The sequence below is a fragment of the Corynebacterium sp. HMSC072A04 genome (assembly GCF_001809235.1).
Taxonomy (GTDB): Bacteria; Actinomycetota; Actinomycetes; order Mycobacteriales; family Mycobacteriaceae; genus Corynebacterium; species Corynebacterium hiratae.
The window spans coordinates 1-20,189 of record NZ_KV796789.1 but is presented as its reverse complement, the minus strand read 5'-3'; the positions used below and the strand labels follow the sequence as shown (position 1 = coordinate 20,189).

At 59.0% G+C, this 20,189-nt stretch carries 20 protein-coding genes, 1 tRNA gene and 1 pseudogene; 14 read left to right on the top strand and 8 right to left on the bottom strand.

Annotated elements, in window-relative coordinates; translation table 11 throughout:
- Both HMPREF2565_RS13465 and HMPREF2565_RS07540 read left to right on the top strand, forming a co-directional pair.
- The coding region (locus HMPREF2565_RS13465; protein ID WP_210385890.1) for a CPBP family intramembrane glutamic endopeptidase at positions 1–389 on the top strand (389 nt) is incomplete at its 5' end.
- A gap of 14 nt (positions 390–403) precedes the next feature.
- Positions 404–733 (top strand): hypothetical protein, encoded by a 330-nt coding sequence (locus HMPREF2565_RS07540; RefSeq protein ID WP_049157640.1) that lies wholly within the window; start codon positions 404–406, stop codon positions 731–733.
- Positions 734–789: 56 nt separating this feature from the next.
- On the opposite strand, the gene mgtE is transcribed toward HMPREF2565_RS07540, so the two are convergent.
- The 3 genes from mgtE to HMPREF2565_RS07525 form a co-directional block, all read right to left on the bottom strand.
- Positions 790–2,154 carry a magnesium transporter gene (gene mgtE / locus HMPREF2565_RS07535; protein ID WP_046647407.1) on the bottom strand — a complete coding sequence of 455 codons (1,365 nt, stop codon included), beginning with the start codon at positions 2,152–2,154 and terminating at the stop codon, positions 790–792.
- 169 nt (positions 2,155–2,323) lie between these two features.
- On the bottom strand, positions 2,324–3,838 hold the full coding sequence (gene crtI / locus HMPREF2565_RS07530; protein ID WP_070510611.1) for a phytoene desaturase family protein: 1,515 nt from the start codon (positions 3,836–3,838) through the stop codon (positions 2,324–2,326).
- Between the two features lie 2 nt (positions 3,839–3,840).
- Complete coding sequence (locus HMPREF2565_RS07525; protein WP_071407093.1) at positions 3,841–4,689, bottom strand: phytoene/squalene synthase family protein; 849 nt, start codon at positions 4,687–4,689, stop codon at positions 3,841–3,843.
- Positions 4,690–4,782: 93 nt separating this feature from the next.
- Here HMPREF2565_RS07525 and HMPREF2565_RS07520 point away from each other — a divergent pair, with 93 nt between their 5' ends.
- Both HMPREF2565_RS07520 and HMPREF2565_RS07515 read left to right on the top strand, forming a co-directional pair.
- Positions 4,783–5,523 carry an ABC transporter ATP-binding protein gene (locus HMPREF2565_RS07520; protein ID WP_071407092.1) on the top strand — a complete coding sequence of 247 codons (741 nt, stop codon included), beginning with the start codon at positions 4,783–4,785 and terminating at the stop codon, positions 5,521–5,523.
- Positions 5,524–5,526: 3 nt separating this feature from the next.
- Positions 5,527–8,073, top strand: a complete 2,547-nt coding sequence (locus HMPREF2565_RS07515) for an ABC transporter permease (protein WP_071407091.1) — start codon at positions 5,527–5,529, stop codon at positions 8,071–8,073.
- Between the two features lie 37 nt (positions 8,074–8,110).
- On the opposite strand, the gene HMPREF2565_RS07510 is transcribed toward HMPREF2565_RS07515, so the two are convergent.
- Both HMPREF2565_RS07510 and HMPREF2565_RS07505 read right to left on the bottom strand, forming a co-directional pair.
- Entirely contained in the window at positions 8,111–8,470 is a 360-nt protein-coding gene (locus HMPREF2565_RS07510) for a fluoride efflux transporter FluC (protein WP_049157650.1), read from the bottom strand.
- Positions 8,467–8,784 (bottom strand): fluoride efflux transporter family protein, encoded by a 318-nt coding sequence (locus HMPREF2565_RS07505; protein WP_049157652.1) that lies wholly within the window; start codon positions 8,782–8,784, stop codon positions 8,467–8,469. The genes HMPREF2565_RS07510 and HMPREF2565_RS07505 overlap by 4 nt, the downstream gene beginning before the upstream one ends.
- Before the next feature lie 83 nt (positions 8,785–8,867).
- Between HMPREF2565_RS07505 and pgm the strand changes: the two genes are divergently transcribed.
- The 6 genes and pseudogenes from pgm to HMPREF2565_RS07475 all read left to right on the top strand — a co-directional run bounded on the left by pgm (position 8,868) and on the right by HMPREF2565_RS07475 (position 13,383).
- Positions 8,868–10,490 carry a phosphoglucomutase (alpha-D-glucose-1,6-bisphosphate-dependent) gene (gene pgm, locus HMPREF2565_RS07500; protein WP_070681967.1) on the top strand — a complete coding sequence of 541 codons (1,623 nt, stop codon included), beginning with the start codon at positions 8,868–8,870 and terminating at the stop codon, positions 10,488–10,490.
- 6 nt (positions 10,491–10,496) lie between these two features.
- On the top strand, positions 10,497–10,958 hold the full coding sequence (locus HMPREF2565_RS07495) for a MauE/DoxX family redox-associated membrane protein (protein ID WP_070681970.1): 462 nt from the start codon (positions 10,497–10,499) through the stop codon (positions 10,956–10,958).
- A gap of 17 nt (positions 10,959–10,975) precedes the next feature.
- Positions 10,976–11,443, top strand: coding sequence for a MauE/DoxX family redox-associated membrane protein (locus tag HMPREF2565_RS07490; protein WP_070516121.1), 468 nt, complete (start codon positions 10,976–10,978; stop codon positions 11,441–11,443).
- A gap of 58 nt (positions 11,444–11,501) precedes the next feature.
- Positions 11,502–12,254 carry a DsbA family protein gene (locus tag HMPREF2565_RS07485; protein ID WP_070681973.1) on the top strand — a complete coding sequence of 251 codons (753 nt, stop codon included), beginning with the start codon at positions 11,502–11,504 and terminating at the stop codon, positions 12,252–12,254.
- An 85-nt stretch (positions 12,255–12,339) separates the two neighbouring features.
- Positions 12,340–12,412, top strand: a tRNA-Ala gene (locus tag HMPREF2565_RS07480).
- Between the two features lie 175 nt (positions 12,413–12,587).
- Positions 12,588–13,383 (top strand): annotated as a pseudogene (locus tag HMPREF2565_RS07475) (methyltransferase domain-containing protein).
- An 82-nt stretch (positions 13,384–13,465) separates the two neighbouring features.
- Here HMPREF2565_RS07475 and HMPREF2565_RS07470 read toward each other — a convergent pair.
- Complete coding sequence (locus HMPREF2565_RS07470) at positions 13,466–13,750, bottom strand: cupin domain-containing protein (protein WP_046647394.1); 285 nt, start codon at positions 13,748–13,750, stop codon at positions 13,466–13,468.
- A 211-nt stretch (positions 13,751–13,961) separates the two neighbouring features.
- Here HMPREF2565_RS07470 and HMPREF2565_RS07465 point away from each other — a divergent pair, with 211 nt between their 5' ends.
- From HMPREF2565_RS07465 to HMPREF2565_RS07450, 4 genes are read left to right on the top strand one after another with little or no spacing between them, the layout of a single operon-like run.
- Positions 13,962–14,927, top strand: a complete 966-nt coding sequence (locus HMPREF2565_RS07465; RefSeq protein ID WP_071407090.1) for an ABC transporter substrate-binding protein — start codon at positions 13,962–13,964, stop codon at positions 14,925–14,927.
- Positions 14,928–14,972: 45 nt separating this feature from the next.
- The gene (locus HMPREF2565_RS07460) at positions 14,973–15,983 is read left to right on the top strand and encodes a FecCD family ABC transporter permease (protein ID WP_232751619.1); all 1,011 of its coding nucleotides are present in this window, start codon (positions 14,973–14,975) and stop codon (positions 15,981–15,983) included.
- 5 nt (positions 15,984–15,988) lie between these two features.
- Positions 15,989–17,068, top strand: coding sequence for a FecCD family ABC transporter permease (locus HMPREF2565_RS07455; RefSeq protein WP_046647392.1), 1,080 nt, complete (start codon positions 15,989–15,991; stop codon positions 17,066–17,068).
- Complete coding sequence (locus HMPREF2565_RS07450; RefSeq protein ID WP_046647391.1) at positions 17,065–17,868, top strand: ABC transporter ATP-binding protein; 804 nt, start codon at positions 17,065–17,067, stop codon at positions 17,866–17,868. Before HMPREF2565_RS07455 ends, HMPREF2565_RS07450 begins: the two co-directional genes overlap by 4 nt.
- Here HMPREF2565_RS07450 and HMPREF2565_RS14400 read toward each other — a convergent pair.
- Together HMPREF2565_RS14400 and HMPREF2565_RS07440 are read right to left on the bottom strand one after the other, a co-directional pair.
- Positions 17,857–18,231, bottom strand: coding sequence for an Lrp/AsnC ligand binding domain-containing protein (locus HMPREF2565_RS14400; RefSeq protein WP_198525906.1), 375 nt, complete (start codon positions 18,229–18,231; stop codon positions 17,857–17,859). The genes HMPREF2565_RS07450 and HMPREF2565_RS14400 overlap by 12 nt on opposite strands.
- A gap of 218 nt (positions 18,232–18,449) precedes the next feature.
- Positions 18,450–19,913 (bottom strand): integrase core domain-containing protein, encoded by a 1,464-nt coding sequence (locus tag HMPREF2565_RS07440; protein ID WP_071407089.1) that lies wholly within the window; start codon positions 19,911–19,913, stop codon positions 18,450–18,452.
- Between the last annotated feature and the right edge of the window lie 276 nt (positions 19,914–20,189).

Genomic DNA, 20,189 nt, shown 5'->3' with positions numbered 1-20,189 from the left:
GTGTCTACCAAACAGGGGTCAGGTCCTATCTTGGTATCCGTCTTGTATCTACGGATAGTCTCGGCATGCCGGGCGTCGTTCTTGTTCAAGGGGTAAGCGTTGCCGCGATTCTAAGGGCTGCAGGCGAAGAGTTTTTCTTCCGAGGATTTCTCGGGGGTTTACTTCTTCGGCGTTGGGGATTGTGGGCCGGAAACACTTTTCAGGCGGCCCTTTTCCTTTTGCCCCATGTGGTGTTGTTGAGCTTTGATGCTCATCTGTGGCCCGTACTTCCGGTTCAATTCCTCGGTGGGTGGATACTTGGGGCGGTGAGATTTCGCTCCGGTAGCGTCATTGAGTGCTCAGTCTTACATGCCGCCCTCAACATAGGTATCGGATTGTTGGCGGGTTAGGTGAAGGATTGCGTGTGGCTGCTCAACGCGACTATTGGTTGACACTGAGCACAAAGCCGCGTGCCGCAGGCATTTTCTTCGTACGTCAGGCGGGAACTGCTTCGCTGATGACTTCAGGACGCTTGCAGAAAGCAAAGCGCACCTTGTGCTCCTATGGTTCGGGTTTGTTCGTGAAGGCGGCAATAGAGGTCGCAGCGACACTTTTTGTGGTGGACAGTTGGATGCAGAAATCGATGGTGTTCAGCCCGGTAGAGGAGAGGGGTAACCGTGTAGCAAGTGGCGCAAGCGTCATGCAGGTGTATGCACAGCTTTTCAGCCGCGCGCCGAAGATAGTGCGGCTCTAGTGCGGGCACAGGAATATCGGCGGGCTGCGCGACGGAGCGCGGCAGTTTCTATCGGACTAGATGCCCAACACCGACTTTGCGATGAAGAAGTAGATAATCAAGCCCGTCGCGTCACAAAACGTGGAAATGAACGGGTTAGAAAAGACAGCGGGATCCGCGCCAACCGTCTTTGCCACAATCGGCATGAGGCCGCCAACTGTCGCTGACATTGAGCAGATAAGAAACAGGGTGGAGCCGATCACGATACCGATATCGAGGCCGTAGATCACCGTCGCCAAGACGAGACCAGCCAGTCCCAGTACGGCGCCGAGCAGCATTCCGACGCGCAGCTCGCGCCACATTACAGAAAGGAGGTCGCGCGTTCGGACGTCGCCAAGCGCGAGCGCGCGGGTCACAGTAGTCGCTGCCTGGTTTCCAGTATTACCGCCCGTGCCGGTGAGGAGAGGGATGAACAGCGACAGTACAACCGCCTTGGCTAAGGTGTCCTCGAAGGAATCGAGAACCCGCACGGTCAGCAGAGCTGACACAGCGAGCACGAGCAGCCAGAGAATGCGGGAGCGAACGAGCTTGAGCAACGGCGTCGACAAGTAAGGCTGCTGGAGCGCTTCCGTACCACCGGAACGAGCAGAGTCCTCGCTGTCCGCTTCTTCCATGATGTCCGTGGCATCGTCCCACGTAAGAAGACCGACGAGGCGGTGTGAATCATCCACAATTGGCAGAGCTAGCATATCGAGGGGCAAGAACCACCGCACGGTCTCCTCGGCGTCGGCAGTCGCGTATGCATATACCGGCTCGTTCATGATGTCCTCAATGAGTACACCGCGCTCAGCCGTGAAGAGTTCGCGCAGGCTGACGACGCCCACCAGACGCCGGTCCTTGCGCGTCACCGGAACGGTATAGATGGTCTCCAGTTCATCGGCCGTATCCCGGAGCGTGTACAGGGCATCTTCCATGCTCATTTCCGGGTGAATGTCGGGCACCTCTGGCGACATACGACGCCCGACGGAGCCCTTCGTGTATCCAAGGATCACTCCGGTCACGTCGCGTTGAGTCTGGGTCAGTGAACGGAGGAGGCGATCCGCAATCTCCGCGGGCAGCTCATCCAAGAGCGCCACTCGGTCTTCGGGGTCCAACTCGTCGAAAAACTCGTAGACATCGGCGTTGCCCAGCTCATCAATGATGTCCGCTTGGTGCTTTGCATCGAGTGCGTCGAAGACTGCGATGGACTTTTCCCGCGGCAGCAGGCGGAGGGCTAGCGCAGCGCGGAGAGCATTTTGCCGCTCCACAATCGCGATGAGGTCTTGACGGGGAACGCGGGCTAAGAGCTCCTGGAGACGAGGGGCCTTTTTAGGATCGATAGCGTCTTCTTGCTTCAGCCATGACTCTACGGTCTCGCTGGCCTGCTCAGTAGTTTCTGCCATCGCTTCGCCTTTCCACTCGACGTCAACCTCCTCAGACTACGCTATGCAGCGCTGCACGGCCTTTTCGTGAATTCCATGCCGTGGAGTGGGGACTGAGAACCAAGTTCTGTCACGGGGGTCAGCACTGGGGGAATTCAGCGCGAATTGAGAGTGCACTCGGGCCCAACGTTTAGCGCTGTTCACGCATCCGCGTGAGGACGTTGTGCGCAGAAATAAGGCACATTGGCACTCCCACGCCCGGCACGGTCGTTCCGCCCGCGTAGAACAGGTTCTTCAGTTTTCGCGAGACGTTGCGCCCACGGAAGAACGCGGACTGCTGCAGCGTATGTGCAGGTCCCACCGCTCCACCTGCCCACGCGTTATAGCGCTGCGCAAAATCAGAGGGCCCCACCGTTCGGCGCATGACGATGCGCTCGGCAAAGTCCGGAATGCCAAGCCATGTGCCTAGCTGGTGGATAGCGGCGTCAGCAATCGCGGCGACGCGGGCAGATTCTGTGTCGTTGTAGGCACTTCCGTGGCCAAACGCTTCTTCCGCCGGCACAGGGACGAGCACAAAGAGGTTCTCGCAGCCCTCCGGCGCCACGTCAGGATCCGTCGCGGATGTCTTCGACACGTAGATCGACTCCGAAGCACCGAGCGGGCGCGAGGCCTCCGGGCCGTGGTAGACGGCGCGGAAATCGGGCTCCCAGTCCTTGCTAAACAACAGAGTGTGGTGCTCAAGCTGCGGCAGCTCGCCGCGGACGCCGAGGAACACCAGAACCGTACCCAAACCCGGATCGCGCCGTGCGAAGTAGCTTTCCGGGTAGGTCCGCGCTGACTCTGGCAGTAACGCGGTTTCGGTGTGGCGCAGGTCCGCCGCCGACACCACGGCCTCTGCAGAAATGAAGCGGCCGTCATCCAGCCGCACGCCAGTTGTGCGCCCGTCCGTGCACTCAATTGCCGTCACCGCGGTACCCATGAGGAAGGTTGCACCCTCCGCTTGGCGCGCAATCGCCGCGACCACCGCGGCGAAGCCACCCTGCGGGTAGCGCACACCTTCGACCAGGTCGGTGTGGCTCATCAAGGAATACAGGGCCGGCGCGGCCTGAGGCTCGGTCGACAAAAACACCGCCGGATAGGTCAGGACCTGACGCAGGCGATAGTCCTGAAACTGCGCCGCTACCAGCCTGTCCAGCGAACGCGTCAGCAGCATCGCGAGCGTGCCCAGCCGCGTGAGCACCTCCCGTGTCAGCAGCTCAGTAGGGCGCGAAAACGTGGTGTACAAAAAGCTGCTCAGCGCCACCGCGTAGACGTCGGAGGAGCGCGCCAAATACGCCCGTACGCGCTCACCCGCGCCCGGCTCAATAGACTCGAATAGGTGCGCGACCTCCTCCACGCCGCTCTCCACATCTAGGAACGCGCCGTCCTCGTTGTACACGCGATACGCAGGCGAGAGGGGGACGAGGTCCAGCTCACGCTCGGTGCTCGTCCCACAGGCCCGGAAAAATTCATCAAAAGCCTCCGGCATGAGATACCACGAAGGCCCCGTATCGAAACGGAAGCCGTCGACTTCTAGGACTCCCGCCCGCCCGCCGACGCTACGCTGCTTCTCGACGACGACCACGTCCCAGCCCTCCCGCAGCATCAACGCCGCGGTGGCAAGCCCCGCGATGCCAGCGCCGATGACGACAACCCGCTTGCCCATGTTTATTTCACCGCCGATGCAGCTGCCCGGCTCACGAGGAAGGCCTTACGCGCTGGTGATACCGACACCCTTGTCGTGAGGATCTCGACGGCGGGGGTTGCCTCGAGCTGGTCGGTGAGCTCAGTAAAGAGGGCGGTAGCCGCCGCCACGCCCATGCGGGAGCCGCGCGGCAGCAACTCGATGGCACCCTGCGCTACAGACAGGTCCTCGCGAATATCAGCGATGATGGCAGCCTTTTTCCCTTCGTCCAAGCCGGTGGGATCGGGCAGCGCTGGAAAATATGAGCGGCCGAGGTCTGCGGAGTCCTCGCGCAGATCGCGCAAGAAGTTGATCTTCTGAAACGCCGCGCCCAAGCGCCGCGCGCCTTCCTCGATGCCGGCCGGTCGCGCCTGACCGGCGTAGAAAGCATCCAAACACAAGAGCCCAATGACTTCCGCGGAGCCGGACACGTAGTTCTCGAAGGAGTCGTGTGTGTGCGTGCTCTGGGTCAGATCGCAACGCATGGAGGAAAAGAACTGTGCAACGTGCTCATCGCTGAACCCGCAACGCCGCGCGGAAAGCGCAAAGGCATGCACGATCGGATCAGCGTGAAAACGCTGGGACGGGGCGGCGCGGACGGTGGCCTCGTAGGCGTCGAGAAGCACGGCGGCGTCCTGGGGAGCAAGCCCCGCATCGACGATCTCATCGGCCGTGCGCACCATGGCGTATAAGTTACGGATATCCACGCGCACCCTGGGGGAGAGAAGCCGTGTGGCCAGGGAAAAACTGGTGGAGTAGTGGCGCATGACCTGAGCCGCGGCTGCTTCGGCACAACGGTCGTAATGCTCTAGAGCGGAAAGGGATGCGCGCATGGAGCATATTTTAGACCACACGCGTCACATAACTTAGCCAGGGCAAGATAGGGTAGTGACGTTACTTTCCCTATCTATAAGGAGAACACGTCCATGACCACCCCAACGATGACTGCTGCGGCCCGCGCCGTTGACCTGTTCAAACAATACGGTCAGGGAGACACCGCAGTCACCGCGTTGGACCACGTCGACGTTGAGTTCGCGCGCAACACTTTTACCGCCATCATGGGCCCCTCGGGCTCCGGCAAGTCCACGCTCATGCACACCATGGCGGGGCTCGATTCGGCGACGTCCGGTTCGGCCTTCATCGGTGATACCGATATGTCGCAGCTCAGCGACAAGGATATTACGGCCCTGCGCCGCGACCGCCTGGGTTTCATCTTCCAGTCCTTCAACCTGGTGCCCACGTTGACCGCGGCAGAGAACATCACGCTGCCTTCCGATATCGCTGGCAACAAGGTCGATAAGGCGTGGTTTGATGAGGTCACCACGCGCCTTGGCCTGTCCCACCGCTTGAACCACCGCCCGGCCGAGCTCTCCGGCGGCCAGCAGCAGCGCGTGGCGTGTGCGCGCGCCCTGGTTTCCCGTCCTGAGATCATCTTCGGTGATGAGCCCACCGGCAACCTGGATTCGAACTCCTCCGCCGAGGTGCTCGACATTTTGCGTACCGCCGTGGACAAGGATGGGCAGACCGTGGTTATCGTTACGCACGACGCCAAGGCCGCTTCGTACGCTGACCGCGTGGTCTTCCTCGCCGATGGCCGCCTGGTTAATGAGCTCATGAATCCGACCATGGAGTCCATCCACGCCGTGATGGCAGAAATCGAGGGCTAGAGCATGGCCACAAAGAACACCATGCGCACGGTCTCCGTGCGCAATATTCTCGCGCATAAGCTGCGCCTTGCCCTGACCCTGCTGGCGGTGGTGCTGGGTACCGCGTTCATCTCGGGCTCCTTCATGTTCACCAACTCGCTGTCGAATACGTTCGACTCCGCTGTCTCGACAGCATTTACCGGCGTGGATGCGGCCGTGAGCCAGAAGGAAAACGGCCCGAAGCTGGATCAGAAGATGCGCGATGACATCGCCGCCGACCCCGACGTTCGCGCGGTAAACATGCAAAGCAGCCAGACGGTCGTGGTGGCCAACGAAGACGCCGAGGCGTTCCAGACCGGCGGGGGCACGTCCAGCGTGCAGCCCTACTACCCGGAGGATCAATCCGTCGGTGAGCCCGCCACGCTTGTCGACGGCTCCGAGCCCCACGGGACCGGCGAAGTCCTCATCAACGATTCCGCAGCCGAGAAGTTCGGCATTCACGTCGGCGATACCCTCCTCGTCGTGCACCCGGACCAGCGCGATGAGGTGAAGGTCGTGGGCGTCGTCAAGCCTGTGGTGGACCAGGGCCCCAGTCTGACGTTGCTCATGGAACACGAGGCCTTCGTTGAGCGCTATGGAGACTCTTCCCAGCTGAAGGTCGCTGCGGCCGACGGCGTCGATGCCGATGCACTCGTGGAGCACCTCAACAACACCTTCGAGGTCGAGGCGGAATCCGGCCAGAAGCTGGCCGATGAGCTGTCGGATCAGATTTCCTCTGCCCTGAAATTCGTCAACTACTTCCTCATCGCCTTTGGCCTCATCGCGCTGCTGGTGGGCACGTTCATCATCGCGAATACCTTCTCCATGATCGTGGCCCAGCGCACCAAGGAGTTCGCGCTCCTGCGTGCGCTCGGTGCTTCCCGCAGCCAGATCACGCGTTCGGTGGTGACGGAGGCCTTCATCGTGGGGCTCGTCGGCTCAGCCGTCGGCGTGGTGGCAGGTATGGGCTTAGTCGCACTCATCAAGGCAGTCTTTGAAGCTAAAGACATGCCCATGGGCGGCGGTCTGGGCCTGAGCGTCAGCGCAGTAGTCGTGCCGCTGCTCTTGGGCGCGGTGGTCACCATCGTGTCCGCGTGGGCGCCGGCGCGCCGCGCGGGTGCGGTAAAGCCGGTGGAAGCCATGCGCACAACCGAGTCTGCAGCTGGTTCTTCGCTCCTCGTGCGCAGCGTGCTGGGTGGACTGTTGCTCGTCGCGGGCATTATCTTCGCGGTCCTCGGCGTGCTTATCGACGCCTCCACGGGCATCCGCGCCTCCCTCGTGGGGCTGGGCGCACTCAACCTGATTCTTGGATTCTTCCTGGCTGGACCAGCCATCTCCCTGCCCATCGTTCCGGCGATTGGCCGCGTGATTGGTGCGCCCTTTGGTGCGGTGGGCAAGCTAGCCTCGACGAACTCGGCGCGCAACCCGCGCCGTACCGCGGCGACCGCATTCGCTCTCATGCTGGGCGTGGCGCTGGTGACCTCGATCGGAATGCTTGGCGCGACGATGAAAACCTCGGTCGCGGATGCCGTGGAGCAGGACGCCCGCGCGGACTTTCTGCTGTCGGGTCCGACATCGGGCAACTTCCCAACGCCGAATGAGACGGCGCAGCGCGCCCGCGATACCGAGGGCGCCGGGCAGGTCGTGGCGATGAGTACCGCGCCGTTGCAGGTCGATGGTCAGGCCTCCATGAACTACAGCCCGGAGATGGCGATCAGCCAGGTGGTTGACGGCAACGCCGATGACGTCCTTAACCTCACCCTGGTGGAAGGATCGCTGAAGACGGGCGAGGAGCCGGGCTTCATCGCCGAAGCCGATCTAGCTGCAGAGCAGGGCTGGGAGGTCGGCCAGAGTTATGAGCTGGCGGGCCCGGATCCGTCTCGTACCACGCAGGTGAAGCTCCTCGGCACGTATGAGCCCTTCCAGATGCTCCCGCGCTTAGCTGTCTCCGCCTCCGCGGCAACAGAGGTCGTCGACCCGGCTAGCCTCAACGTCATGTTGGTCTACGTGAACGCGGAGGAAGGCTATGACAAGGAAAAGCTGCGCGCCAACCTGGAGGAGTCCGTCAAGGACCTCGTCGTGGTGCAGGTGCGCACCGGCGAGGAATTCGCAGGCGAGGCCGCCGGCATGATTGACCAGATGCTCACAATCCTCTACGCGCTGCTGGCGTTGGCTGTGGTCATCGCGATCCTGGGCATTGTCAATACCCTCACCTTGGGCGTGATTGAACGACGCCAGGAGATTGGTATGCTGCGCGCGGTGGGCACCCAGCGCCGCCAGATTCGCACGATGATCACCGTGGAATCGGTACAAATTGCTCTCTTCGGTGCGCTCATGGGCATCCTCATGGGGCTGGGGATGGGGTGGTCCTTCATCTCCGTGCTTGCGGACGAGGGCCTCGACTCCACGACGGTGCCGTGGATGATGCTCGTCGTCATGCTCGTCGGCTCCGGCATCGTCGGTGTGCTGGCGGCCCTGTGGCCGGCCCACCGCGCGGCAAAGACCCCGCCGTTGGACGCCATCGCCGACTAACACTTCGCGCGCTTAGACGCGGAGTGCGGTGAGAAGGCTAGGCCAAAAGCGAGCCGACCCACGCCCCGCGCCACGCCAGGACGATGCCCAGGCCCACCGTCCAGAAGAGATACCGCGCCAAGCGCCACCAGCGCTTGGCCTTAATCATGTCACCGAGCTCTTTGGCCAACGTGGACCATGTCGATAGCCCGCCCGCCACGCCGGCCGCGAGCAAGGGGAGGAAGAACTCGGGGGTGTGCGCGTGCGTGGCGTAGCCATAGGCCACGCCGGCCACCGCAGAGCCGATGAGGTTGGCGGCGAAGGTACACGTGGGGGAGGGCAGGATGCGGGTTAACAGGTAGCGCCCGCAACCGCCCACAAAACCGCCGGCGAGTACGGCCAGGATGGAGAGGATCATGCATGCCTCCGATCCTGCAGGCGGTCACCTATGAGGTAGGCCCCGGTGCAGCCGACGACCGTCGCCAGCACGTAGGCCCCCGCCTGCGCCGGCCCGAAACCTGAAGTGAGATACGCAAACGCGGCAAAGCTGGTGAACCCACCCAAGAAACCCGTGCCCCAGAACGCGGGCGGTTTGGCATAGCCCATGACAGCGCTGCCAACAACGTTGATGAGCAACAGCGGCAGCGCGCCGCCCCCGAGAAGTGAAGAAAGGCCAAAGCGGGCCAGCGCCCCGAGCGCGGTCCCGCAGCCCACAAGAAGGATCTGTGGCATAGGCACCATCCTAGTTGGGATGCGAAAACGTCGTGAAGCAGGCAAGCTTAAGGTACATCCACATCCCCAAGGAGGAAACCACCATGGCACACGAGCGCGCCGGCCAACTAGCCCAGCCTTCGGATCTCATCGATATCGCGGAGTTGGTTACCGCGTATTACACCCGCACCCCCGACGCCGATAACCCTGACCAGCAGGTTTCCTTCGGCACCTCTGGGCACCGCGGCTCCGCCTTGGACACCGCCTTCAATGAGGCCCACATCCTGGCCATCACCCAGGCCATCGTGGACTACCGCGCCGAGCAGGGCACCACGGGCGCCATCTTCATCGGCCGTGATACCCACGCCCTGTCCGAACCCGCCATGGTCTCCGCCCTCGAGGTCCTCCTTGCCAATGAACTGGAGGTTCGGGTGGATGACCGCGGCCGCTACACCCCGACCCCGGCCGTCTCCCACGCCATCCTGACCAACCCGGGCACCGACGGCATCGTGATTACCCCCTCCCACAACCCGCCGCGTGATGGTGGATTCAAGTACAACCCGCCAACGGGCGGTCCGGCGGATACCGATGCCACCGACTGGATTGCAGCAAAGGCCAACGACTACCTGCGCGCCGGGCTCGACGGTGTGAAGCGCGTGCCGGTTGACGGCGTGCTCGATGCGCGCTGCGTCAAGCACAATTACCTCGACTCCTATGTGTCCGATTTGGCCAACGTCGTGGACATGGCGGCTATCAAGGACGCCGGCATGCGCATCGGCGCGGACCCGATGGGCGGCGCCTCGGTGGACTACTGGGCGGCCATCGCTGAGCACTACGAGCTGAACATGACCGTGGTGAACCCCGACGTCGACGGCACCTTCCGCTTCATGACGCTGGATACCGACGGCAAGATCCGCATGGACTGCTCCTCCCCGGACGCCATGGCTTCGTTGGTGGATAGCCGTTCCAAGTACGACCTGGCCACGGGCAACGACGCTGATGCGGACCGCCACGGCATTGTTACGCCGGACGCTGGGCTGATGAACCCGAACCACTACCTGGCTGTGGCCATCGAGTACCTGTTTAGCCACCGCCCCCAGTGGGGAAATGCGGGCGTGGGTAAGACCTTGGTGTCCTCTTCCATGATCGACCGCGTCGTGGCCAGCCTGGGCCGGGAGCTCGTGGAGGTGCCGGTGGGCTTCAAGTGGTTTGTGCCGGGGCTTGTCGACGGCTCCCTCGGCTTCGGCGGCGAAGAATCCGCCGGTGCTTCCTTCCTGCGCTTCGACGGTACGGTGTGGTCCACCGACAAGGACGGCATCATCTTGGACTTGCTGGCCGCGGAGATCCTGGCGGTGACGGGCAAGACCCCGTCGCAGCGCTACGCGGAGCTGGCGGAGGAATATGGTGCGCCGGCCTATGCGCGCACCGACGCCCCGGCTACCCGCGAGCAGAAGGCCATCCTGAAGAAGCTCTCCCCGGAGCAGGTGACGGCTACGGAGCTGGCGGGCGAGGAGATCGTCGCCAAGCTCACCGAGGCACCGGGCAACGGCGCGGCGATCGGGGGCCTCAAGGTGACGACGGAGAACGCGTGGTTTGCCGCGCGCCCGTCCGGCACGGAGGATAAGTACAAGATTTATGCTGAGAGCTTCCGTGGCGAAGAACACCTCAAGCAGGTGCAGGAAGAAGCACAGGCGCTGGTGTCACAGGTTCTCGGAGGTCTAGGCTAGTGGTTTATGACATTTCCCCAATCCATATCGGTGCCTGACCTCATCAGCGCGCTTGCACGCTATGGAATGGCTGCCGTGTGGATTATCGCCGGCATACAGAAACTGGATGCCCGGATGGAGATGACCCAGGCCATCGAGGCCTATGGCATCTTTACCCCGGAGTGGTCCGGATACTTGGCCTACCTCATCGGGCCCCTAGAACTCATGGGTGGGGTGCTGCTGTTGTTGGGGCTGTTCTTGCGGGAGGCGTCGGCAGTCGCTGCGATGGTTGTGGTGCTGTTCATGGTGGGCATCGCGCAGGCGTGGGCGCGGGGGCTCGTCATTGATTGCGGGTGTTTTGGCTACGACCCCGCCGACGTAAGTCAGGGCATGAACTACGCACTGACGCTGCTTCGCGACGCTTTCTTCCTCGCCCTCACCGTCTGGACCATCCGCCGCCCCTACCGCCGCTATGCCCTGCACCCGTAGATTGTTAGGCTAACTCCGTGACCAAAACCAAAATCAGCGCACCTCTCGTGCTCGACATCATTAGTGCATTCGCGCGATTTTATATGGCCTATGTGTGGATCAAGGCGGGGGCGTCGAAGCTGACGGATCAGCTCGCGGTGTCGCAAAGCATCAAGGCATATGAAATCTTTACCCCTGAGTGGTCACACTACTTGTCCTACCTGATTGGCCCGCTGGAGATATGTGGCGGCCTGTTGCTCCTGTTGGGGCTGTTTTTGCGACCATCGGCGTGGGTTGGGCAGATAGTTCTGGTGCTGTTCATGATCGGCATCGCGCAGGCGTGGGCGCGGGGACTCGGAATTGATTGCGGCTGCTTCTCCGTGAGCCCTGATGAAGACGCGCAAGTGATGAATTACATGATGACACTTCTGCGAGATGTCTTCTATTCTGTCTTAATGGTGTGGACGATCAAGCGTCCTTTCACCAAGTTTGCATTGCACCCTTAACAGCGGTGTGTAGGCTTTTCATCTGTTCGAACTTAAGTCATAAAGGCAAGGTTGTTTAATGAGTACAGTCAAAGACCCCAACTCCAAAGGCAATAGTGGATTCGTCTGGGGCCTCGCTGTTCTGCTGGTTATTATTGCCGTGGTCATCGGCTACATCGTCTATCAAGGACGAGGCGCACAGACCGATGCGCTGGGGGACTACACCGCCGAGGATGTCTCCCTGGAGATTTCCCTCGCGGACAATGCGGTAACCCTCAAGTCTGCGGATGCCGCAAAGGACGCAACCGAAGTAGACCTGTACGAGGACTACTCCTGCCCGCACTGTGGTGACCTGGCGAAGGAAACCGACGAGCAGATGAAGGATGCGATTGATGCGGGCGAGCTCGTCGTGCACGTGCGCACCCTCAACTTCCTTGACGGCAGCCCGAACGGCTTGGAGAGCATCAAGTCCAACACGGGCCACTCCTCCAAGGCGGCAGCTGCGATGGAGCAGGTAGCAAAGACCGGTGATGCCAAGCTCTACTGGAACCTGCGTAAGTACCTCATGGAGAATCAGTCCAAGGTGTACAACAAGTGGGAGATGGAAGACTTCGCTGCTGCCGCGAAGGAACTGGGCGCAGATGATGCCACGGTGAAGGCCATTGAAGAAGCCCCGGTTGGTGAAGGAAACCCGCTGGTGACCTCGAACTACGAAAAGCTGGAGAGCGAAACCGGCCAGGTTTCCTCGCCGCGAATCATCAAGGATGGCAAGGACATTCCGGAAGACCAGAACACGTCCATCATGGAATGGGTTGACATCGTCACTAAATAAGGCGTCCCAACTCGCGATTTGGTGAGTGAATGGGGAGCGGATATATTGATACGAGTTGCAATCGTGAAGGTTGCACCTCGTATGAGGGGCTATGGCGCAGTTGGTAGCGCACCACACTGGCAGTGTGGGGGTCACGGGTTCGAATCCCGTTAGCTCCACTTTATACCCTCTTTCCACTGGTCAGAGGGTTTTATTTTTGTCTGGGGAATTCTTTGTTGACGTCTGGTTATGACTGTGTTTAAAGCCAGGTGAAATCCAAGGTTGAGTGCCGGGGACGTGGTCGACGAACTGGTAAAACCGGACTGATTCATTGGGGAGGGCAATCAGGTCCTCATGAGTGAACAAATGATCGGCACATCACGTGCGGATGAATCCATGCAAGGCCACTGGCTTTTGGCCAAAATGGGAAAGTGAGTCCTTTGCCTCGGCGGGCGCAGACTAACAGATGAATTGCTCGAACTATCCGGAATTCCGAACGTTGATGTAGTTGAACCAGCGCCTAGTCTTGGGCGCACGCCGGGTAGGATTCTTGAGCTCACGCCTTCGAGTTATACAGGTGCGGATAGTGATCCGGATGCTGTGGCTGCAGTGCGCCGCGTCTTTGGCCTGCGTGCAAAGCTAATTGAGGCCGACGCCGCTGAAACTGGACTGGCCGATGAGTCGGCTGACCTTGTGATTGGGAAGCGATGCTCACCATGCAGGGTGAGAAGGCTAAGAATGCAATCGTTGCAGAGGCTGCGCGCATCCTACGTCCGGGTGGGCGGTACGCCATTCACGAACTGGGGCTAGTTCCTGAAGAACTAGCAGATGGGGTGAAGGATGAAATCCGTCAAAGCCTTGCGCGCGCAATTAGGGTGAACGCGTGTCCGCTGACCTTGGGCGAATGGACGGCAGTGTTTGAGGCTAATGGCTTTTTAAAGCCGCCAAGGTTGAGACCGCGCCGATGGCTTTGCTGCAGCCGCGTCGAATTCTTTCCGATGAAGGATTCTTAGGCACGCTGTGCTTTGTGAAGAACCTTCGGAATAACTCCGATGCCCGCAAGCGGGTGCTGCAGATGCGAAAAACCTTCAACACGCACAGCGAGCACCTCAACGCCGTGGCAATCGTGGCAACGAAGCCAGAGCGTTAGGAAGCTGGAACGCTATCTAGGCGCGATTGCGCACTACGGTCGGCAGGATTGCTGAGTCTTCCAAGGAGAGCAGTCCATGACGCTACTGAGGCACCACAGCATGCTCATCGGCGCTCAACTCTAGTGAATCGTCGTCTGCGGTAAGCCGAACTTTTCCGCTCAATACGTGCAAGAGTGCCTCGCCAGGGTTCTCGTGCTTAGACAATTCCTTGCCGTCTTTCAGGACAAGCAAGACCTGTAAAAGGGAACCACCAGGCACTGCGCGGAACACGTGGGTTGCACGCCCGCTTTCTGTCCCAGCCGCCTTATTTAGCAGTTCTTCAGCCAGCGCTTTTAGATTAACGCTGACGCTTGGTGTCTCAGCCATTTTCGAAATCTCTTCCAAATGTTAAAGGGGATTGAACTGCGCTAAGCGATGCCAGGTGTAAATGGTTGACCGTCTAATGTCGAGTCTATATCTTTGGTATATCAATCCTTACAATGAATAGTCCTACCTATTGAAAGTTAGGCAACCCTACTCAAGTGGTGTATATTTGCCATGGTTAATTGATCCCTATTCCCAGCAAAGGAAATAACAAGTGAAAAAGACGGCATTGATGGCTTTAAGTGCTGCTGCAGCCCTCGTTCTTGCGGCGTGCTCCACCTCGGGGGAAGAAGCCTCGGGGGAAGATGCAGCGGCTGGCGACGGTGAGCAGCTGACTCTGTCCCACCCCAGTATTGAGGGGCTAAACATCGACTTCGAAAACCAGCCAGAAACCATCGTTATGGACTGCTACGCCTATAGCTCTCTGCACGAGTACGGCATTGAGCCGGATGCGTTGTTTGGTTTTGAGTGTGACAACCCAGCGTTGATGGGTGATGCTGACATCGAAGGTATTGAGACCATCGGCCAAGATGCTGAGATCGATCTGGAAAAGCTGGCTGAACTGCGCCCGGATGCCATCATCGGCAACGGTAACGCGAAGGGTTGGTCTTGGTTCGATGAAGACGTCAACGCTCAGTTGCAGCGCGTTGCGCCTTTCGTGCCGCTGCCATCGGAAGGCTCTATTGATCAAAGGATTGCGGATACCCGCGAGATTGCAGAGTTCTTCGGTGCAGACGTAGAAGCTGACAACATCGTGGCGGCAGATGGAGACTTCGCAGCGGCCAAGGAAGCGTTCACCGCAGCAGTAGACGGCAAGGATTACAACTTCCTGCTGACCAGCCCAACCAAGGAAATGCTCTATACCGGCGTGGGCTTCGCGCAGGCGGACATGCTGGAAGAACTTGGCGCAAACATCGCAGGCCCAGACGCACCAGCGGAAGGAAACCCGTGGGGTCGAGTGGCGTGGGAAGATGCTTCGACCTACCCTGCTGATGTCATCTTGGTAGAAAACTATGACCCAGAGGCGCCATTTACTGCGGAGCTGTGGGACAACCTTCCAGCTGTCCAGGCAGACCAGGTATCCACGTGGTCTTCCAAGGGTGCGTTGACCAGCCGTAACTATGCCGATTGGCTGCAGGATCTTGCAGACAAGGTAGAGACCTACGACAAGGTGAGCTAGTCTTTTATGCCAGCAAGTTCCACCACCTCCACAGCCCCGAAGGCTGTGGAAAGGCCAGTTGCTCAGGCCAACCGGCTCATTGGTTTCATTATCATTGCGGTCTTATGTGCCGGTGCGCTGGTGTTGAGCATGATGGTGGGCTCACGCAGCATTCCACCGTCGGATATTTTTCATTATCTGATTAACCCGGATCCGGCGGATCCGGTATCGCAGGTGGTCTGGCAGTCTCGCGTTCCACGTACTTTCTTGGTGTTGGTTGCCGGTAGTGCGTTGGGGGTTGCGGGTGGTTTGATGCAGGCTGTGACCAGAAACCCAATGACGGACCCGGGGATTTTGGGCGTTAATGCGGGTGCTTCTCTCATGGTGGTTGTTGGCCTGGCATTTTTTGGGGTTACAGATATCTCCCAGTACATGTGGTGGTCTTTTGCTGGTGCGATTGTGACCTCGGCGGTGGTCTTCGCCATTGGCAACAGTGGTCCATTGCGTGGCAGTCCGGTGCGCATGACCTTGTCCGGTGTGGCATTGGGGGCGGTGCTGGGCGGTTTTGCATCCGCGGTGTTGCTGACCAATTCAGAAGTTTTGGAACGCATGCGTGGCTGGTCAGCGGGCACCACAGCATCGCAGCCTCTCGATGCTACCTTGTCCATCACCCCATTTATCTTGGTAGGCTTGCTTATTGCGCTGGCCAGCACTCGCGCATTGGATGTGCTTTCACTGGGTGAAGCGGCATCGGTTGCTATGGGCGCGCACCCGCAAAGAACCAGGCTGGTGGTATTGGTAGCAATTGCACTGCTAGCCGGTGGCGCTACTGCGGCGGCGGGGCCCATCGGATTTATTGGGCTGTTGGCACCACATCTATCCCGCATGATCGTGGGCCCACATCAAGGGTGGATTATGGCCTATTCAATCGTCTTGGCCCCAGCGGTTTTGGGCGTGAGTGATGTTATAGGTCGCGTGATTACTGCTGGGGAAGTGCCCGTGGGAGTAGTAACTGCATTCGTTGGCGCACCGCTGTTGATTTACATGGTGCGTAAGTACCGCATTCCGGAGGTTTAAGCGCGATGGTTCACACAACGAATCCGGATACGAAGCAAGAGCTTGAATTCGGGCGAAAGATTTTCCGCATCGGTCCCAAGGAACGCCCGGTGATGCTTATCGGGGTGCGCACAGCTGTCGTCACAGGTGGACTCTTATTGGCGACTGCGCTGATTGCGGTGTACTCCTTGGTTGATGGTTCTGCATCCATCACCGTTGGTGAAGCGTTCCAGGCGTTGACCGGCAACGGTGATTCCTACACCAACATGATTGTGGTGGAATGGCGCGCACCGCGCACGCTTCTGGCAATCCTGCTGGGCGCAACACTGGCCATGAGTGGAGCTATCTTTCAAAACCTCACCGCGAATCCATTGGGCTCACCGGATGTGATTGGTTTTCAGACCGGTTCCTACACTGGCGCGCTCATCGTCATGTTGATTCTCGGCGGTGGCACCACCGCTACGTTGTTGGGGGCTCTCACTGGAGGTATCGCTACCGCGATGGTGGTGTTCTTCCTTGCCTCCAAGCGCGGATTCGCTGGTGGCGTGCGTCTTATCATCGTTGGCATTGCTGTCAGCGCCATGCTGGCCTCGGTCAACGTGTGGATTTTGCTCACTGCCACGGTGGAAGATGCCATCATGGCGAGTTTGTGGGGCGCGGGAAATCTCTCCGGCACCTCCTGGAATTCGCTGCTGCTGGCATTTTGTGGTTCTGCCGTGTTCATCCTGATGGCAGCACTGCTGGCGCGCCCGATGCGTTTGATGCAGATTGGTATTCCTTTCGCGGTTGCGCTGGGGCAAAACGTCCGCAGGGTGCAACTATTGGCAGTTGTTGCCGGCATCGGATTAACGGCGCTGGCAACTGCCACCGCCGGGCCGATTTCCTTCATCGCGCTGGCCTCGCCCCAGATTGCCCGTCGCCTGGTACACGTTGATGGCCTGGCGCTGGCCCCCACCGCAGCCGTGGGGTCTTTCCTGTTAATACTCGCCGATACGGTTGCCCAAAGAATTGACCCTGAATCCCCGCTCCCAGTAGGTATTGTCACCGTATCCATCGGTGGCGTGTACTTCCTGTGGTTGCTCATGAGAGAAGGCCGACGCAAATGACACGACTTCTAGTAGAAAACGCCCAGCTTGGATACGGCGACAAAGTTATCTGCCCAGGCGTGGATCTTCAGATTCCAGATGGCCAGTTCACGGTCATCGTTGGCCCCAATGCCTGCGGCAAGTCCACTTTGCTCAAGAGCTTGACCCGTTTGATTGCGCCGCAAGAGGGGAAGATTCTTTTAGACGGGCAGTCTTTGCACAAAAAGCCCACCAAAGAAGTAGCGCGTGAAGTGGGTCTTCTGCCGCAAGGCCCGGTTGCCCCGGACGGCATTCGCGTCATCGATCTGGTCTCACGAGGACGCTACCCGCACCAGAGTTTGTTCAAGCCTTGGTCGCCCGAGGATGAGCAGGCGGTGAAAGAGGCCATGGAGGCAACCGGAATTAGGGAGCTTTCAGGCAGGCTTGTCGATGAACTCTCGGGCGGTCAACGCCAACGCGTCTGGATGGCGGTGGCGTTGGCGCAGCAGACGCCAATCTTGCTTCTCGATGAACCTACCACATTCTTAGACGTCAGCTACCAGATTGAGTTGCTGGAACTTTGCCGCATGCTCAACCGGAAACGGGACTACACACTGGTCGCCGTATTGCATGACTTGAACCAGGCAGCGCGCTACGCCGATCACATCATCGCCATGAAAGACGGCGAAGTTGTAGCCACCGGCGATCCTGCAACCGTTATTACTGAAGAGCTCGTGCGCACCGTATTTGGTGTGGATTCTAAGATCATCGCTGACCCAGAGTCTGGAGCACCGTTGATGATCCCAACGTGGAGCCACCAAGTATCAAATTCAAACAGATAATTCTGACGTTAATTTTACCTGTTCCATGTGCACCTCAGTTTTCGCGTTGTGGACGCAATCGATGCGGGTGAGATGGTCGATCTGAAATTGACGATAAGCGGTGAGATCGGCCGCCACTATTCGCAGCATGACATCGCATTCACCAGCCATGAGGTGGCATTCCACGGCTTCTGGAAGTGGCTGACTCTCTTGAATGAATCGCTCAACAGTCTCAAGGTCCTGGCTGGTGAGCCAAACTCTGGCATAGGCGGTAAATCCTTTGCCGACCTTTGTGGGAACAAACAGGGCAACGTAACCCCGAATAATTCCAGCGTTCTCCAGTGCATGGACTCGTCGGATACAAGTGGAAGGGGACAGGTGCACGGCATCCGCGAGTTCATTGACGATTCAATCCAAGCGGAAGTCCACGCTTGAAGACCTGGTGAAACGCCTATTTGATCAAGGGCAGCTTAATCGAGTGTGTGAAGCGTCCTGGGTTTAGTTCCTCAGCTAAGGATGTTATGTCCATAGGGTTTTTGGACATGGAGTCCGGTGTCTTTTTGGACACGGAATCCATGGAGGTCTTGGACACTTCTAGCGGTTTATGGTTGCGGCCTGCGTTTCGGCCGGGGTTTGGATAGTTTCGGGTTCATCCGCGGTGGTTGGCGGTGTTTCATTCCTTCAACGAGGTTGATGTTGATCTGGCCACCTGGTGGTCTGTGGCTTAACGTGATCGGCAGTGGCACGCTGAAGAGGAATTCACCGTCATGGGCCGTGTAGAACTCCGCAACGTTTTCGGCTGTGACTGTGGAGTAGAGTCTGCGGTTTTTAAACCTCAGACCAATGTAGAGACCGAAGCTGCACACGCGTACAACGCCGTCTTTGCTTACGCAGAGCTGGTCTGGGATACCCCAATGGTTTGTTGATTGTGTCGTCGGTGCCGTTAGTGTGGGGGTATCGGTGGGAGGTATGCCTTGCAAAGCTGCCATGTCATCGGTGCTGGCCTCGTGTGAAGTTGCCGCTTCCGCGGGGCCGTTTAGCATTTCGGATACAGCGTGTGGATTGTGCGCTTGGTTATAGGCGACTACGCGGGCCCAGACCTGCTCAGGATCGAGTGGATGTGTAGGCGATGGTGCCTTGGGGAAGGTATCGAAGGCCTGGCGTGGTGTGATGTGCATTTTGCCGACCAGCAGTGATTGGTGCCGTCGTCGTTCGTTGTAGACCTGGCGATATTCGGCCAGATATGTGTTGACCTCAGCAAGGCTGACTGGGTGGCGTGCATCGAGGAACTGGGTCAACGTGCGGTGAGAGCGTTCGTCTTTTCCCTGGGTTGTCGGGGCGAAACCAGCAATAGCAAGTACACCTTGGCTAGCGAGCCAAGTTTCAGTAGCAGAGAGAAAACCACGGTGATAGGTGGCGAACGCATCGCCATTGTCGGAAAGGATTTCTTGAGGTTTGCCGTAGGCGGCGAACGCTGCGGCCAGTTCGGCGCGCGCATCAGTACCGTTTTCTGGCAGAGCGAATGCTGTGGTTCCGACATCGAATCTGCTGGCATCATCGATAATCTGGTAAATCGTGACATGTGTGTGGGCATGGTCAAAGAGGCGGTAGACCAGTCCATCGATTTGCCAGAGTTCACCGACGAGATCACGGGCGAAGCGCTTATAGGAGCTGCGGGGGCGTTTGCGGGCATTGGCATCAACAAATCCCAGTTCATGCAGCCACGAGGCGATTGTAGAACGCGATGGGGTGGAATCTGGGCCTGAAGTGTCAAACAAGAAGTAGTAGATCGACCAAGGCCCATAATCCAAGCCTTGCTCCATCAACTCCTGTCTGGCGTGGACGACTGCGATTTTATCGGCCTCGTCAAATTTCTTCATCGGATTCTTCGGGGCAGTCGAATCAGGCACAATACCTGCGCGACCCTTCTGCGCTATCCGGCTTTTGATGTTGTGGTACGTCTGCCGCGAGATTCCTAATTCTTTGCAAAACTGTGTGACCGTCTTGCCGTCACGAACGGGATCGAAATCTGCGACCTTTCTACGCTTATGCAATGGAATAGCCATCCGGCTATTCCACCGCCGCAAACGTCCAAAAAGCCACTAGACATCCCGTCCAAAAACATCCTGGACTCCGTGTCCAAAAAGTCGCTAGACATCACATTCCTCAGCTAAGGAAGGATTGAACTATGCCTAGAAGGTATTCCGTTGAGTTCAAGGAGAAGGCTGTCATCCGGCGGCGATGGAATTGCCTAGTGCTCTCTTTTGTAATGCTGTCGCTCTCGTTTAGCCAAAGGTCTATTAGCTGTTCCATGTTATGTCCATGGACTTTTTGGACACGGA